Origin of the sequence: Ensifer sp., assembly GCF_031989085.1 — a bacterium.
Lineage (GTDB): Bacteria > Pseudomonadota > Alphaproteobacteria > Rhizobiales > Rhizobiaceae > Ensifer.
Map to the genome: position 1 here is coordinate 935,481 of NZ_DALZXU010000001.1, position 13,418 is coordinate 948,898.

15 protein-coding genes and 2 tRNA genes are annotated in these 13,418 nt (G+C 61.5%); 8 read left to right on the plus strand and 9 right to left on the minus strand.

Features of this window, described 5'->3' with window-relative positions; translation table 11 throughout:
• Positions 1-13: 13 nt before the first annotated feature.
• Positions 14-310: a cupin domain-containing protein gene (locus RTP54_RS04460; protein WP_112808483.1), complete on the minus strand. Its 297-nt coding sequence runs from the start codon at positions 308-310 to the stop codon at positions 14-16.
• A 214-nt stretch (positions 311-524) separates the two neighbouring features.
• Between RTP54_RS04460 and RTP54_RS04465 the strand changes: the two genes are divergently transcribed.
• Positions 525-599: transfer RNA gene (locus RTP54_RS04465), tRNA-Gln, on the plus strand.
• Positions 600-842: 243 nt separating this feature from the next.
• On the opposite strand, the gene RTP54_RS04470 is transcribed toward RTP54_RS04465, so the two are convergent.
• The gene (locus RTP54_RS04470; RefSeq protein ID WP_112808481.1) at positions 843-1,277 is read right to left on the minus strand and encodes a hypothetical protein; all 435 of its coding nucleotides are present in this window, start codon (positions 1,275-1,277) and stop codon (positions 843-845) included.
• A 350-nt stretch (positions 1,278-1,627) separates the two neighbouring features.
• Positions 1,628-2,101, minus strand: a complete 474-nt coding sequence (locus RTP54_RS04475; RefSeq protein WP_112808479.1) for a hypothetical protein — start codon at positions 2,099-2,101, stop codon at positions 1,628-1,630.
• A 243-nt stretch (positions 2,102-2,344) separates the two neighbouring features.
• On the opposite strand from RTP54_RS04475, the gene RTP54_RS04480 reads away from it, so the two are divergent.
• The 3 genes from RTP54_RS04480 (at position 2,345) to RTP54_RS04490 (ending at position 4,348) form a co-directional block, all read left to right on the plus strand.
• Positions 2,345-2,421, plus strand: a tRNA-Pro gene (locus RTP54_RS04480).
• A 289-nt stretch (positions 2,422-2,710) separates the two neighbouring features.
• Positions 2,711-3,130: a hypothetical protein gene (locus tag RTP54_RS04485; protein ID WP_112808477.1), complete on the plus strand. Its 420-nt coding sequence runs from the start codon at positions 2,711-2,713 to the stop codon at positions 3,128-3,130.
• A gap of 357 nt (positions 3,131-3,487) precedes the next feature.
• Positions 3,488-4,348, plus strand: a complete 861-nt coding sequence (locus tag RTP54_RS04490; RefSeq protein WP_312361274.1) for a glycosyltransferase family 8 protein — start codon at positions 3,488-3,490, stop codon at positions 4,346-4,348.
• 51 nt (positions 4,349-4,399) lie between these two features.
• Here the strand turns inward: RTP54_RS04490 and RTP54_RS04495 are convergent, their stop codons facing one another.
• Entirely contained in the window at positions 4,400-4,579 is a 180-nt protein-coding gene (locus tag RTP54_RS04495) for a hypothetical protein (protein ID WP_112808473.1), read from the minus strand.
• Positions 4,580-4,786: 207 nt separating this feature from the next.
• On the opposite strand from RTP54_RS04495, the gene RTP54_RS04500 reads away from it, so the two are divergent.
• Both RTP54_RS04500 and RTP54_RS04505 read left to right on the plus strand, forming a co-directional pair.
• On the plus strand, positions 4,787-5,746 hold the full coding sequence (locus RTP54_RS04500; protein ID WP_312361276.1) for a bile acid:sodium symporter family protein: 960 nt from the start codon (positions 4,787-4,789) through the stop codon (positions 5,744-5,746).
• Positions 5,747-6,097: 351 nt separating this feature from the next.
• Entirely contained in the window at positions 6,098-6,364 is a 267-nt protein-coding gene (locus RTP54_RS04505) for a hypothetical protein (RefSeq protein WP_312361278.1), read from the plus strand.
• Between the two features lie 32 nt (positions 6,365-6,396).
• On the opposite strand, the gene RTP54_RS04510 is transcribed toward RTP54_RS04505, so the two are convergent.
• The 5 genes from RTP54_RS04510 to RTP54_RS04530 all read right to left on the minus strand — a co-directional run bounded on the left by RTP54_RS04510 (position 6,397) and on the right by RTP54_RS04530 (position 12,163).
• Positions 6,397-6,588 carry a hypothetical protein gene (locus RTP54_RS04510; RefSeq protein ID WP_409517114.1) on the minus strand — a complete coding sequence of 64 codons (192 nt, stop codon included), beginning with the start codon at positions 6,586-6,588 and terminating at the stop codon, positions 6,397-6,399.
• A gap of 152 nt (positions 6,589-6,740) precedes the next feature.
• The gene (gene cysN, locus RTP54_RS04515) at positions 6,741-8,246 is read right to left on the minus strand and encodes a sulfate adenylyltransferase subunit CysN (RefSeq protein ID WP_112808465.1); all 1,506 of its coding nucleotides are present in this window, start codon (positions 8,244-8,246) and stop codon (positions 6,741-6,743) included.
• On the minus strand, positions 8,246-9,199 hold the full coding sequence (cysD, locus tag RTP54_RS04520; RefSeq protein WP_312361282.1) for a sulfate adenylyltransferase subunit CysD: 954 nt from the start codon (positions 9,197-9,199) through the stop codon (positions 8,246-8,248). Before cysD ends, cysN begins: the two co-directional genes overlap by 1 nt.
• Positions 9,200-9,243: 44 nt before the next feature.
• Positions 9,244-9,999 carry a phosphoadenylyl-sulfate reductase gene (locus RTP54_RS04525; protein WP_312361284.1) on the minus strand — a complete coding sequence of 252 codons (756 nt, stop codon included), beginning with the start codon at positions 9,997-9,999 and terminating at the stop codon, positions 9,244-9,246.
• 250 nt (positions 10,000-10,249) lie between these two features.
• A complete protein-coding gene (locus RTP54_RS04530) occupies positions 10,250-12,163 on the minus strand; it encodes a methyl-accepting chemotaxis protein (RefSeq protein ID WP_312361286.1) in 1,914 nt (637 codons plus the stop codon).
• Positions 12,164-12,524: 361 nt separating this feature from the next.
• Here RTP54_RS04530 and RTP54_RS04535 point away from each other — a divergent pair, with 361 nt between their 5' ends.
• Together RTP54_RS04535 and RTP54_RS04540 are read left to right on the plus strand one after the other, a co-directional pair.
• Complete coding sequence (locus tag RTP54_RS04535; protein WP_112808457.1) at positions 12,525-12,914, plus strand: DUF6152 family protein; 390 nt, start codon at positions 12,525-12,527, stop codon at positions 12,912-12,914.
• On the plus strand, positions 12,911-13,390 hold the full coding sequence (locus RTP54_RS04540; RefSeq protein ID WP_312361288.1) for a DUF2214 domain-containing protein: 480 nt from the start codon (positions 12,911-12,913) through the stop codon (positions 13,388-13,390). The genes RTP54_RS04535 and RTP54_RS04540 overlap by 4 nt, the downstream gene beginning before the upstream one ends.
• The last annotated feature ends 28 nt before the right edge of the window (positions 13,391-13,418 follow it).

The following is a 13,418-nucleotide window of genomic DNA, read 5'->3' on the forward strand; positions in this document are numbered from 1 at the left end:
CTGTTCCTGGCCTTCACTTGTATTCGATCTCGATGAAGGCCATCGGTTCGCTGCCGGCATTGACGACGTTGTGGGCCATGCCTGCCTCACGCCGGTAAGCGGCCCCCTTGGCGATATCCACGCGCCGGCTGCCGCCTTCTTCCTCCAGCAGGAACTGGCAATCGGTCATCGGCACGACGACATAGCCGAGACCATGGACATGATGCCCGGTGTCGGCGCCGGGCTCGAAATCCCACCGTGTAATGCGCACCACCGCGTCGTCGACAAGGATCGTAGGCATGGCTGGCGGGCGGGCGCGAAACTGGCTCATGAAGGTCTCCATTCGCGCCGCAGAATAGGAGGTGACAGTGGGGAAGGGAAGGGCGCCGCCGCGCTGAGCGCCGGTCTTTCACTGGAGGTGGAGAGAATGTGCGCGGACAAAGCCGAACAAAACCGTTCAAACGGCAAACTTAATCATTGTGACGCGGCACGAGCTTTGATAATCAGGCGCTCGATTTGACGAGTTTATGTTTCGTCAACTCCGTTGGGGCGTCGCCAAGCGGTAAGGCACCGGTTTTTGGTACCGGCATTCCCAGGTTCGAATCCTGGCGCCCCAGCCATCTCTTCATCGCAGACATCGCACCTGTCGTTCGCTTCCGCTGTAGCGTCCCGCTGACGTTTGGGGTCCTTCAATTTTCCTGGCCCGCACTTCGTTCGTGCGTGTCGCAGCGCTACACGGCTGCCCGGATGGCCCCAACAACGGTCGCGCTCGGTTTCGGCGCGGCCGCGTCCCTTGGGATGCAAAAAACCCGCCGACTGACGTCGACGGGTTTGCAAAAGTCTGGCGTTTGTCGCTACGGCGATCAGCTTGCCGGTGTGGCCGGCTTGTCCTGCTTGGCGCCGCCGAGGAATTCCTCGCACCAGCTCGGGCCGTCGGCGCGCTTGTGATCGCCGACGAGGCGGATCGAGCGGATGACATAGTCCGAAGAAACGGTCAGCTGCACCGAGCAGCTCAGGTATTCCGTGCGGGCCGAAGAGATCCGCTTGCCGCGCTTGCCGTCCTTGCCGGTTTCGTACTGGGCCGCGACCTTGCGGGTCTTGTAGCCGCCCTTCCAGTTGTAGACGGTGGAGCTGCCGCTTTCGACATCGGAGAGCGGTGGGCCGTAGAGGGCGAAGAAGCCGCCGGCCGGCTGGCCGAGCCAGCGCGATTCCACCGCGTTTCTGGAGATCCCCGTCGTGGTGGTGCAGCCTGCGAGCGCAAGCGCGAGGCCTGCCACCGTCATCATGCGGAAGTTCATGTCTTCGTCCCTTTGGCTCTCGTTCGGAAATAGGTGTGTCGCGCAAGCTCAATCCCCTGAGTTTGCGCGCTTTCCGCTGAGCCTCTAGCGCCAAAATCCGGTAAAGAAAATCCGCCGTCCGCATTCTGTTTAAGGAAATTGCGAAGCGTTGCAGAAAGTCCCTATCTGGCCCGGCAACCTCACGGCAACGTGATGGATCACGGCTGCTTTTCGGTGAGCACGACCAGGGCATCGGGCATGAGACGTCATGCCCGAAGAACGAGGCGAATCACCATGCGGGGGCGGGCGCGGGCAAGAGAAGGGTTTGCGCTGGCACGGGCTGCTCCGGGCGACCCGCCTTCGCTTTACACCTACTCGCCAATCAGCTTGCAGCCGATTTTGGTGGCGTTGCCGGCGATCGCCTTCAGCGGGCCGTCATAGACGTCGCAGTCGAGCAGGTTGTCCGGACCGCTGCGGCGGGCCGAATAGACGTTGATGTTGACGAGGGGCTCGCCATCCTTGACCCAATGCAGGCGGGTCTCGATGTCGCCCTTGCCTGGGATCGCCACCACGGCGGGCTCGCCGTCACGCTCGGCTCTGTCTTCGCCAAGGTTGATCATGCCGATCTGGTCGGCATGTTCTTCGGCGCCGGTAGCCGGCTCGCCGGAATAGTAGGCAGCGATCACGACCCCCTCCTTGAGCGCCTGGAGTTTGCTCGCCGCCGCCTGCGAGAAGGTCAGGTCAACCTGGAAGCCCCATGGGCCGGCGATATCGGCAGCGGCCGGCCCGGACAGAAGGCTGATCAGGATCATGGCTGCAAGCGGCACGGGACGGATGGTCGACACGGTTGCACTCCTTTGGGGCAGCAGGCAAAACCTGAGGCGGACGCGACAGACAACCAATCTGTACGTCACGCGTCAATAGCTCGGGCGTTTGCCTTTTCTGGGGCCGTGACATCCGGTGCTGTGTGCAGGAAGGGTTGTGCTCGGGTTATCCACCGGCTCAGCTTTTTTTCGAGGACCGGACGGTTTTTCGAATTAGGCGCTTGTGCAATCCAAATGCCTGTTCTATAGAGGCGCCGCTGGTCACGGAGTGTAGCGCAGTCTGGTAGCGCACCACGTTCGGGACGTGGGGGTCGCAAGTTCGAATCTTGCCACTCCGACCAGCTAAATCAATCCCTTATTGTCATTCATCCCGATACTGCATCTCGATGCGGCATGGCAGGTGCGTGTGGACAGATCCGCTGTCAATCGCATCAGCGACACCCGATCGGCTTTCTCAATCGGACCTCCGCTCAGCCGCAGTGCTGCCTTCCGGCCGGCTTGCGGCGCTTTGCCCTCCGAGTTGCGCATCCTTGCGAAAAGGCTGCATGACCGGATGTTCGGCTTGCACGACTGCAACTTGTGAATGTAGTCTGTATCCCTCAATTGTCGTCTTTGTCTGGGGGTAGGGGAATGTTTATCAAGCGGGTGATCGTCGCATCAGCGCTGGTTCTTGCGAGCCATGGTCTGGCGCAGGCACAGAGCTGCGAGAAGAACTTCAAGGTATCCGGCGTGCCGCTGGTTACGGCCATCAGTTACAAGACCTGGCAGGAGTTCGCCAAGCTGAAGCCCGAAGCTGCCTTGCAGCGTTTGGCCCAGGGCGTCGCTGCCGAGGGATTTTCGGGCATCAAGGTCGACAGGTCGCTCGGTACAGTCGACGCCTATCAGGAGACGACCGGTTCCGGTCGCATCCAGACCTTGCGTGTCGTCGCACGCAAGCGCGGTGCCGGCACGCGCGTCGATGCCATCTTCGATATCCAGGCAGGGCAGGTGACCTCCAAGGACATCGTGCGCGACGGTCTCTGCAACATCATCCGATCGGCAACGCAGTAGTTGCTGGCGACCTGGCAGAGCGCATGCTTGGTTGACGTCCACAGAAAATACGTGGTCCTGCGCAAAGCTTTCTTGACACCACGACGAAGTATGCGAATGCGTTGTAACAAAGAAGAATGCATCGATTCAGTATCTTTATTCAAGGTAATAAATGTCTGATTAATATACGTAATATTTCCATTGAGCATTGCCCGTAGATAACGCGTCTGGCTGCGTCGTAACCGGGCCAATGATCTTCCAATTCATGGCGAACAAAAAGGCTGCGGGCGTTGCCCCGTTCAGTCGCGACCTTGCCTGTCACTGAAAGTTGCATGCTGCCGTTTCGGCAGGGCATTGCGTTGTTGGAAATGAAATCGAATGATTGTCGCCTGCTCGATCGATCGGCACTTCGCGGAACTCGCCGGGGTGATGCTTTATTCCCTTGAAAAGAATGGCGGCGTCCCCGATGCCGAAATCTATATTCTGAGCGACGGGCTGCGGCCCTCCGACAAGGCGATGTTGCAGGAATGTACCAAACGACCGCTGCGCTTTGTTGATGTCGAAGGCGACATTCTCTCCAGAATTTCCAAGCTGAAGACGACGAGCTATTGGAGCCGGGCAACCTATGCGCGGCTATACCTGCCGGAACTGCTCGCCGGGCAGCATCGTCGCATGCTGTATCTGGATGCCGACACGCTGGTCAAAAAAAGCCTGTCGCCGTTGTTTGAAATGGCACTGGATGGAAAAGCCGTCGCGGCCGTTCCTTACGATGACCCGACCCGATTCAACCTGTCGCTGTCCCGGGGGCTCGCCATGCCCTATTTCAATGCCGGGGTACTGCTTGTCGACATCGATGCCTGGAACGCGCGCGACTATACCGGTCGCATCACTGCGATGCTGAAGGACAGTTCGTTCAAGTTTCTGGACCAGGATGTGCTGAACGTCGCTGCGGAAGGCGACTTTGTCTTGCTTGCCGACCACTGGAATGCGCGCAAGGGATGGGACGATTACTCCGACGCGTCGATCGTGCACTTCATCCACGCCAAGCCGAACACCGAAGAATGCGTGCACCCGGAAAAGGCGACCTTCCTCGCCTATAGAAGGCATACGCCCTGGCGCAAGGTCCGGCTGAGGACCAAACACGACCGGCGGATCCGCACGCTGCTGCTTTCCGTCCGGAAAAAATGGCAACGGTTCTCCGCCGCTTTCCGGCCGAGCATCTTCAGCAAAGCCGACTAGCGGCGCTCGGGTGGACCGGCAGGGCGCTGCCGGTCATCGCCGACGACCTGCTTAGCCCCGCTTTTCCAGCGCCTTCAGAACCGACTGGCCAACCGCCTGTGCCTGCAGCATAGAGGAAAAGTTGCCCTCCGCAGGATGGGTGACGCCGCGGTATCTGACGACGAAGCACCATTTGCCGTTCGCTCGCTTTTCCACGGTCACGGTCGTTTCTGGCTTTTTCTCCGTGGTCATCTTTTTCTCCTCGATTTCGGGGCGTCGTCGCCTGAAAGCTGGATATCCCCCATGCTGCCATGGATGTCCAGATGTGTGCCGCTCGTGCCGGCAGTCATGGCGAAGGCGACACAAAATTGCGACGTCAGCGCGTTTTTTATTCGAAGTATGTTGAGGCGGCCGCCCGCCGCGCCTAGACAGCCTTTCATTACGCCAAGGAGTAAAGTTTTGAAGGCAGTCGCATCGTTTTCCCAGTTTGTCGGACGCACATTCGCGCTCTGGGTCATAGTTTTCGCCGTTCTCGGTTTCGTCTTTCCCGATATTTTCAAGCAGGTAACGCCCTATATCGTCACTCTGCTCGGCATCATCATGTTCGGAATGGGCCTCACGATTTCGCTCGATGATTTCAAGGAGGTCGCCAGGCGCCCCCTTGAGGTCGGTATCGGCGTCATCTCGCAGTTTCTGATCATGCCGCTGCTTGCGGTCCTGTTGACGGCGATCATTCCGATGTCGCCGGAAGTGGCAGCCGGTGTCATTCTCGTCGGCTGCTGCCCGGGTGGCACGTCGAGCAACGTGATGACCTATCTCTCGAAGGGGGATGTCGCGCTATCGGTCGCCTGCACCAGCGTCACCACGCTGCTGGCGCCAATCGTCACGCCCTTCCTCGTCTGGACGTTTGCCAGCCAGTACCTGCCGGTCGATGCGGCGGCGATGTTCATGAGCATCGTCAAGGTCGTGCTCCTGCCGTTGGCGCTCGGCTTTCTGCTGCAGAAACTGCTTCCCGGCGTGGTCAAGGCGGCGGTTCCGGCCCTGCCGCTCGTCAGCGTCGCTGGCATTGTCCTTATCGTCGCAGCCGTTGTCGGCGCCAGCAAGGGTGCGATCGCCAGCTCCGGCCTGCTGATCTTCGCCGTTGTCGTCCTGCACAATGGCCTCGGCTATCTCCTCGGCTTCTTCGCCGCCAAGGCAGCCGGTCTTTCGCTTGCCAAGCGCAAGGCGATCGCCATCGAAGTCGGCATGCAGAACAGCGGCCTCGGGGCAGCCCTGGCCAATACCTACTTCTCGCCGGTGGCAGCGGTTCCAAGCGCAATCTTCAGCGTCTGGCACAATATTTCAGGTGCGCTGCTTGCCAATTACTTTGCAAGCCGCACCGAAGACGACAGCGCTGAACCGGCGATCAGTACACGCTGATAGTCGGCAGTTCTATGAAAGATTGGAGAGGGCTCGCAAGGGCCCTTTTTCTTGCGCCGGGGCCGCGCAAGAGCCGCGCAGGCGCGGGGTGGGCGGACTGTTTCACGGCGTCAGGAAACGGTGAAACAGCCCTATCGATCATCATGATCGACGCGCCAACTTACAAATGCGCCGACACATTTGAACCCCTGAATTTTACGGGCCGTGCAGATGGTGAAGCAATTGCCAGGCGTGCGCCATTTCCACGCAACATGGGCCGTGCAGACAGTCGTTGCAGTCCGCTGTCCGACGGCGTGCGCAGACAGACACTGCGGTCGCAGACTGCCCGTAACGCTTAGAGGACATGCGCGCTTGATCCGTCTCTACCTCCATTATTGTCCAATTGGAGACGGCCTGTTCACGAATAGGCGTCTTATCGGAGTGAACAATAAAGGCGATATTGTTCTCAACAATCGTTCTCCCCGTGAGGCTCAAATGTTGAAGGAACGGATATTCACATTTCGCGAAATCGCCATATGGACTGCCATCCTCGGTAGCGTGGTCGGCTATCAGCTTTGGCAGCGCGCAGATCCGGCTCCGTTGACGATGGCGCTGCCGGGCATCGAGCAACGGTCGTAACTTTCGCAAGCGCGCCGAAGTGGGTTGCGGCGCTATTCCTCGGGCATACCGTTGCGGCGCGCTGCCTGGAGCAACTCGATCTCCCTGGCCGCCAGGCCAAATTGGCCCTGAAGTCGCTTGGCTTCGTCTGCATCGAGCCGATACTTTCGCGCAAAGGCCTCGATGGTCACCGCCCGTCCAAGAAAATCTCGGCGCGGCGCGTCCTCCCGTTCCTGGTCCAGCATCATGGCTGCTCCTCCTTCCCGGTCCCTCGGATGTAGTGCAGCAAGGTTTTTCGGAAAGAGTGGCGGCAACAATTCGATGGATACCGCCGAGGCCGACAGCGATAAACAAAAGGGCCCTCGCGGGCCCTTTTCCTTGATGTTGGTGATCGGCGTCAGCCGTCGATCGTGTCGATGATCTCGCTGGCCCTGCCAGCGCTGACGCGGCGCACTTCAGCATCTTCACGACGGCTGACGAACAGCTCGGTCGCCATCAACTGATCGGCGAGATCGGCCGGCAGCGACAGGATCACGCGGGCGTCTTCGGTATGGATACCACCGAGCGCCGAGCGCTTCGCCGTGATCATGCCGCCGGCCACCGTGTTGTTGGTGTCCGGATCGATCAGGATGAACGCACCCGTCGTGCGGTTCTGCTCGTAGGGGTCGAAGACGGCCTGTTCGTCGAAGGCAAGATGAACCTTGCCGATCGCGTTCATCGGCAGCTGCTCGGCCTGTTCCCACTTGCCCGTCTTCAGGTCCAGCTGGCTTGCCGGCTGCACCTGGACGCGCTGGCGGCGGCTGCCGCTCTTCAGCCAGTAGCGTTTTCCCGGCTGGACGCCGTCCGGCTGCAGCGCCACGATGTGCGCGTCGAAGGAAAGCCCCGTCAGCGGCTGGCTGTCGATGGCGACGATCATGTCGCCGCGCGAAACGTCGACCTGGCGGTCGAGAACCAGCGTGATCGCGTCACCGGCCACGGCCGCGTTGCGCACGAGGTCGAACGTGACGATCTTGGTGACGTTGGCGACCATGCCCGAGGGCAGGATGACGACGCTGTCGCCCGGCTTCACCGAACCGCCGGCAACCGTTCCCTGATAGCCGCGGAAGCTTTCGCCGGGGCGGGAGACGCGCTGGACCGGCAGGCGGAAGCCAACGGTCTGCGAGGAGCGTGTCGTTGCCAGCTCCAGCACTTCGACCAGGGTCGGCCCATCGTACCAGGGCATCGAGGCGCGACCGTCATAGACGACGTTCTCACCCTTCAATGCCGAAAGCGGGATTGCCGTGACCTGACGGACGCCGAGCGACAGGGCCAGCTCGCGAAACTCGTGGCTGATCTGGTCGAACCGGGCGCGGTCATAATCCGTCAGGTCGATCTTGTTGACCGCCAGCACGAACTGCTTGATGCCCATGAGCGTCGCGATCGTCGCGTGGCGCCGGGTCTGCTCGAGCAGGCCGACGCGAGCATCGACGAGCAATATCGCAAGGTCCGCCGTCGAGGCACCGGTTGCCATGTTGCGCGTATATTGCTCGTGGCCGGGCGTGTCGGCGACGATGAACGAGCGTCGGTCGGTCGAGAAATAGCGATAGGCGACGTCGATGGTAATGCCCTGTTCGCGCTCGGCCTGAAGACCGTCGAGCAGCAAAGCGAAGTCGGGCAGGCCGAGATCGTTCTGCTTGCCGTTGGAATCGCGCCTGAGCGTGGCAGCCTGGTCTTCCTTGACCGCCTTGGTGTCCCAGAGCAGACGGCCGATCAGCGTCGATTTTCCATCGTCGACAGAGCCGCAGGTGATGAGACGAAGGGGACGGCTGTCGCGTGCGGCGCGCGCCGTTTCTGTGGCCGGAAACGTCACGACGTGGCCGGCTGCGTCTTCCTGAACGGCATTCGCGGTTGCTGGTGCGGTCATCAGAAATATCCTTCGCGTTTCTTCTTTTCCATCGAACCGGATTGGTCACGGTCGATGGCGCGGCCCTGGCGTTCGGATACGGTCGCGGTTTCGAGTTCGGTGATGATGTCGTCGAGCGAGGTTGCCTCGGAGCGGATGGCGCCGGTCAGCGGGAAGCAGCCGAGCGTGCGGAAGCGGATGACCTCCTCGCGCTTGGTTTCACCCGGCAGCAGTTCGAGGCGCGGGTCTTCAGCAAGGATCATCATGCCGTCGCGTTCGACAACAGGGCGCTTCTTGGCGAAGTAAAGCGGCACGATCGGGATGTCTTCGGCCTGGATGTAGCGCCAGATATCCACCTCGGTCCAGTTCGACAGCGGGAAGGCGCGCACGCTCTCGCCCTTGCGCACCATGCCGTTGTAGACGTTCCAGAGCTCGGGACGCTGGTTGCGCGGATCCCAGCGATGGTCCGGGGTTCGGAACGAGTAGATCCGTTCCTTGGCACGCGAAGCCTCCTCGTCGCGGCGCGCGCCGCCGAAAGCGGCATCGTACTGGCCGGCGTCGAGCGCCTGGCGCAGCGCTTCGGTCTTCATGATGTCGGTATAGAGCGCCGAACCGTGGCTGAACGGCGTGACGTTCTCTGCAGCGCCACGCGGATTGACGTGCTCGATCAGGTCGAGGTCGTAGCGCTTCACGATCTCGTTTCGAAACCCGATCATCTCGGCGAACTTCCAGCCGGTGTTGACATGCAGCAGCGGGAAGGGAACGCGGCCGGGATAGAAAGCCTTGCGCGCCAGGTGCAAGAGCACCGATGAATCCTTGCCGATCGAATAGAGCATGACAGGGCGCTCGAACTCGGCGGCCACTTCACGGAAGATGTGGATCGCTTCGTTTTCCAGCGCCTTCAGATGCGGATCAAGCGGCGGCTTGGTGCTCTGCGGGTTGTGCAGTTCCGTTTCCGGATGGGTCAGGGGCATTTCAGTCTCCGGGAGGATTTTGTCTTTGATGCGCGCGCCTGCCCTCAGGCGGCGCTGCTCGTGTTCGGGATGGTCGAGGCGGCTGCCTCCGGGACGTGAAGGCCGCATTCGCGCTTCTCGTCGTTTTCCCACCACCATCGGCCGGCCCGTTCGGGCTCGCCCGGCTTGATGGCGCGGGTACAGGGCTCGCAGCCGATGGAAGGATAGCCGCGGGCATGCAACGGATTGACGGGAACGGCGTGGGCGGCGACGTAGGCACGGATGGTTTCGATGTCCCAATCGGCCAGCGGATTGATCTTGATCAGGCCGCGCTCGGTATCGGCTTCGGCAAAGGGCGTTGCCGCCCTGTTGCCGGACTGTCCGCGGCGCAGTCCGGTGATCCAGTAGCTGGCGCCTTCGAGCGCGCGCGCAAGCGGTTTAAGCTTGCGTGCGTCGCAACAGGCGTGCCTCGCTTCGACGCTGTCGTAAAAGCCATTGGCGCCGTACTGCGCCGCATAGGCGTCGACATCTGCTAGCTCCGGGTGAAAGCGCTTGATCAGGATGCCATAGGCCTCTTCCGTCTTGTCGATCAGCGCCACCGTCTCGTTGAAGAGGCGACCGGTCTGCAAGGTCGAGACGTCGATAGAAAGGGCGTTGCTGCCGATGGCGGCGGTGATCACCTGATCTTCGATGCCGAGCGACGTCGTAAAAACCGCGCGTCCTTCAAGACCGGCAACGAATGCCAGCCGGCCGGCGAGATCCAGGCCTTCGAGCGTTTCGTTCAGGGCTTTCGCGGTGGCATTGAGGGGTGACGTGGTCATGGCTGCGTCCTGTTCCAACTTGGTCGGAATATCGCAGGCGGGTGCGCCAAGGGACAGAAATAGCGGTTTCTAATGCTGCGCGTTTGGAGCAAATCTGCCTCTCAGATCGAAAAGCAGCGAAAAACACAAGATAAGCTAGTAAATTACTAGACTTTATACTTCCGCTGGCGTCTCCGGTCCGGTCATTACATGAGAAAAGCGCGGGCCTTTCGGTCCGCGCTTCCATTCATCACCTGCCGATGCGTATCGGTCAGAACTCTGCCCAGCCCTTCTCCTGCTCGGCAGCAGGGCTGCGATAGGCGGCGGCAAGCCGGCGGCCAAGCGCGCGCGCCGGGGAGGGGGGCGCAGGCGCGGCCGAAGCGGTCGCTACGCGAGCCGCCGGATGCCCCTGAGGATTGCCGGTCCTGAAGCGCGTCAGCAGCTCGCTGAGCGCGCCCGCCTCGCGCGCAAGGCTGTGGCTTGCAGCCGTCGATTGTTCCACCATCGCGGCATTCTGTTGCGTGCCCTGATCGATGGAGTTGACCGCGGTGTTGATCTGCTGGATGCCGGCCGACTGTTCGCGGGCGCTCTCGACGATCGCCGTCACATGCACGCTGATTTCCTGCACTTCGGCAATGATGCCTTCGAGCGCGGTTCCCGTCTCGCGCACCAGGCTGACACCGGACTTGACCTGGGCGCCGGAGGTGGCAATCAGAACCTTGATCTCCTTTGCGGCCTGGGCCGAGCGCTGTGCCAGCTCGCGCACTTCCTGGGCAACGACGGCAAAGCCCTTGCCGGCTTCACCGGCGCGCGCGGCCTCGACGCCGGCGTTGAGCGCCAGGAGATTGGTCTGGAAGGCGATATCGTCGATGACGCCGATGATGCTGGAGATCTCGCGGGATGAAGCCTCGATGCCGCTCATGGCGGTAATGGCATTGCCGACGATCTCTCCGGATTTTTCCGCCGCCCCCCGGGTCCGGGTCACCAGGCTGCCTGCCTCCTCAGCGCGTCTACTTGCATCCGCAACCGTTGTTGCGATCTGGTCGAGTGCAGCCGCCGTCTCCTCGACGGAGGCTGCCTGCTGTTCGGTTCGTTTCGACAGGTCGCCTGCCGCCGCGCGAATTTCGCTGGCGCCGGCATTGATGCTGCGGGCATTGTCGCCGACAGAGCGCAGGGCATCCTCAAGGTTGTCGACCGAACTGTTGAAGTTGGTGCGAAGCGCGTCCAGCCGTTCGGCAAGTTCGGTGCCGATGCGATAGGTCAGGTCGCCTTCGGCCAGGCGCTGAAGCCCGAAGGCGAGCGATTCTACCGCCGCCTGGACTTCGGCCGTTTCCCTGGCCTTCTGCGCCTCCCGTTGCTCGCGCTCGCGTTCAGAAAGCGAGCGGTTTTCCTCGGCCTGCTGCTCCAGCCGCTGTCGTTCAAGCGCATTGTCGCGGAAGACGGCGACGGCGCCTGCCATCTGGCCGATTTCGTCCCGGCGGCCTTCGCCGGATATGGCCGCCTTGAGGTTGCCGGCGGCGAGCTGGCGCATGGCTTCGCGCAGTCGCGTCAGCGGCCGGAAGAGACCGGAGACGACGAACCACACGGTCGCTGCGAGGATTGCAAGGGCGAAGCCGGCAATCACCGTCTGCCAGAGCGTCAGCGTGTCCTTCTCTGCCTTGGCCGCCTTGAGTTCGCTGTTGGCTTCGGAGAGCTGCAGCTTGATCAATTCGCCGATCGGCGCGGCGAGAGGATCGACGGACGCGTAGAGCCGGGTGTCGACGAATTTTGCCAGCTCCGCCTTGTCCTGCCGCTCCATGATCGCCATCAGGTCCCGGATCGAGGCGTCGCTTGCAACGCGTGCGCCGTCGAAGATTTCAGTCAGCTTCTTTTCCTCCGTCGTCAGCTTTGTTGCTTCATACGTGCGCCATTGCGTATCGATGCTTGAAAGCGCGGTCCCAATGGCGTCCTTGCCGGCGTTCCAGCCGAGCGCGCCGCTCCTGACCTTGTGCGTGGTGTCGACGATTTCGACGGCATACATGTCGGAGACGGTTTTCAGCTGATCGACCGGCAGGAGCCGATCGGCAACGATGGATTCGGTGCGGTTTGAGATCGAGGTCATCGCGTTGAATGCCGTGACGATCATGACCAGCATGGCCACGGCGAGCAGCGACAAACAAATGAGCAGGCGTGCTTTGATTGTCATGGGAACGCTCTTCGGTTGCCCGCAAGGCAAATTCGTCCTCGTCCGATGACTGCGGACGCGCCGCATAGCCATCAGGTGGCGTGCTTGCCTTGGCAAGGGAGATGACGATGGTTCGATGGAGCACGCAGATCGTTGCAGCCGATTGCCGTCATGGCACATCCGCCAAGCGTTCACTCCGTCTAATATAGACATAACAACCGGAGATTAAGAATCGCTAAATTGTAAGCTGTCGAGCATTTTCAGTGCAACCGCCAGTTCGCGATTGCGACGTCTCTTCAAGAAGTGTTGAACGACGGGCACTTTCCCATCTGCTGCTTCGGGTCCAATCTTTCGGCCTTCAAGGCAAATGAGGGAGTGGCAGATGTTCGCATCCTTTCCCCGCCGCGCGGTTGTCGCAAGCATGGCGGGCATGCTGCTGGCGGGCGCCGCCTATGCCCATCACGGCTGGTCCTGGGCCGAGGCCGACCAGATCGAGCTTTCGGGCACGATCCGCGAGATCTCGATGGCACCGCCGCATCCGACGCTGCACGTCGAAACCGGAACGGATGGGCTCTGGCGGATAGAGCTCGGCAATCCCCGGCAGACGGAACGGTCCGGCTTCGTCGAAGGTGTTGCCAATGTCGGCGATCAAATCGTCGTACTCGGCAATCGTTCGCTCGACCCGGGCGAAAAACGCCTGAAGGCGGTCCGCGTCAGCGTTGGCGGCAAGACCTTCGATATCTACCCGGATCGCATCCGGACCGGTGGATGAGCGCGGCCGAGCTGCTGGAAGGGATCGCAGCTTTTCCGTTGGCGACGGCAATGCGTCGCTCGGCGATCCTCTATCTTGTCGTCAATGCCACCCACATCCTCGCGGTTGCGCTTCTGGTCGGCGCGATCGTGCCGCTCGATCTGCGGCTGCTCGGCTTTTTCGGCCACGCCTCGCTTGCTGTGCTTGGGCCGTTTCTGTCGCGCGCGGCGGCGGTCGGGCTGGCGCTGGCGATCGTGACCGGCTTCTGTCTCTTCAGCGTGCGGCCGTCGGCCTATGCCGGTAATCCGGCATTCCTCACAAAGCTCGCCTTGCTCGCGGTCGGTGCAGTCAACGCCATGATCCTGCAGTCGAGCAGCGTCTGGCGGGCAGCCGTCGATGGCGACCGTGCTGTCGGCGCCGTCCGCCTCTCAGCCGGTATTTCGCTCATTGTCTGGCCGGGTGCTTTGCTCGCCGGCCGCTGGATCGGCTTCCTCTGAGGTCACCGCTCCAAGCCAGCCGCCCTCG

Coding starts and splice junctions, on each gene's coding strand:
- RTP54_RS04530 (WP_312361286.1), bottom strand. CDS start 12,163: ATGACAATCAAAGCACGCCTGCTCATTTGTTTGTCGCTGCTCGCCGTG.
- RTP54_RS04470 (WP_112808481.1), bottom strand. CDS start 1,277: ATGAACTTCCGCATGATGACGGTGGCAGGCCTCGCGCTTGCGCTCGCA.
- RTP54_RS04510 (WP_409517114.1), bottom strand. CDS start 6,588: ATGCTGGACCAGGAACGGGAGGACGCGCCGCGCCGAGATTTTCTTGGA.
- RTP54_RS04490 (WP_312361274.1), top strand. CDS start 3,488: ATGATTGTCGCCTGCTCGATCGATCGGCACTTCGCGGAACTCGCCGGG.
- RTP54_RS04495 (WP_112808473.1), bottom strand. CDS start 4,579: ATGACCACGGAGAAAAAGCCAGAAACGACCGTGACCGTGGAAAAGCGA.
- RTP54_RS04525 (WP_312361284.1), bottom strand. CDS start 9,999: ATGACCACGTCACCCCTCAATGCCACCGCGAAAGCCCTGAACGAAACG.
- RTP54_RS04535 (WP_112808457.1), top strand. CDS start 12,525: ATGTTCGCATCCTTTCCCCGCCGCGCGGTTGTCGCAAGCATGGCGGGC.
- RTP54_RS04485 (WP_112808477.1), top strand. CDS start 2,711: ATGTTTATCAAGCGGGTGATCGTCGCATCAGCGCTGGTTCTTGCGAGC.
- RTP54_RS04460 (WP_112808483.1), bottom strand. CDS start 310: ATGAGCCAGTTTCGCGCCCGCCCGCCAGCCATGCCTACGATCCTTGTC.
- RTP54_RS04540 (WP_312361288.1), top strand. CDS start 12,911: ATGAGCGCGGCCGAGCTGCTGGAAGGGATCGCAGCTTTTCCGTTGGCG.
- cysN (WP_112808465.1), bottom strand. CDS start 8,246: ATGACCGCACCAGCAACCGCGAATGCCGTTCAGGAAGACGCAGCCGGC.
- cysD (WP_312361282.1), bottom strand. CDS start 9,199: ATGCCCCTGACCCATCCGGAAACGGAACTGCACAACCCGCAGAGCACC.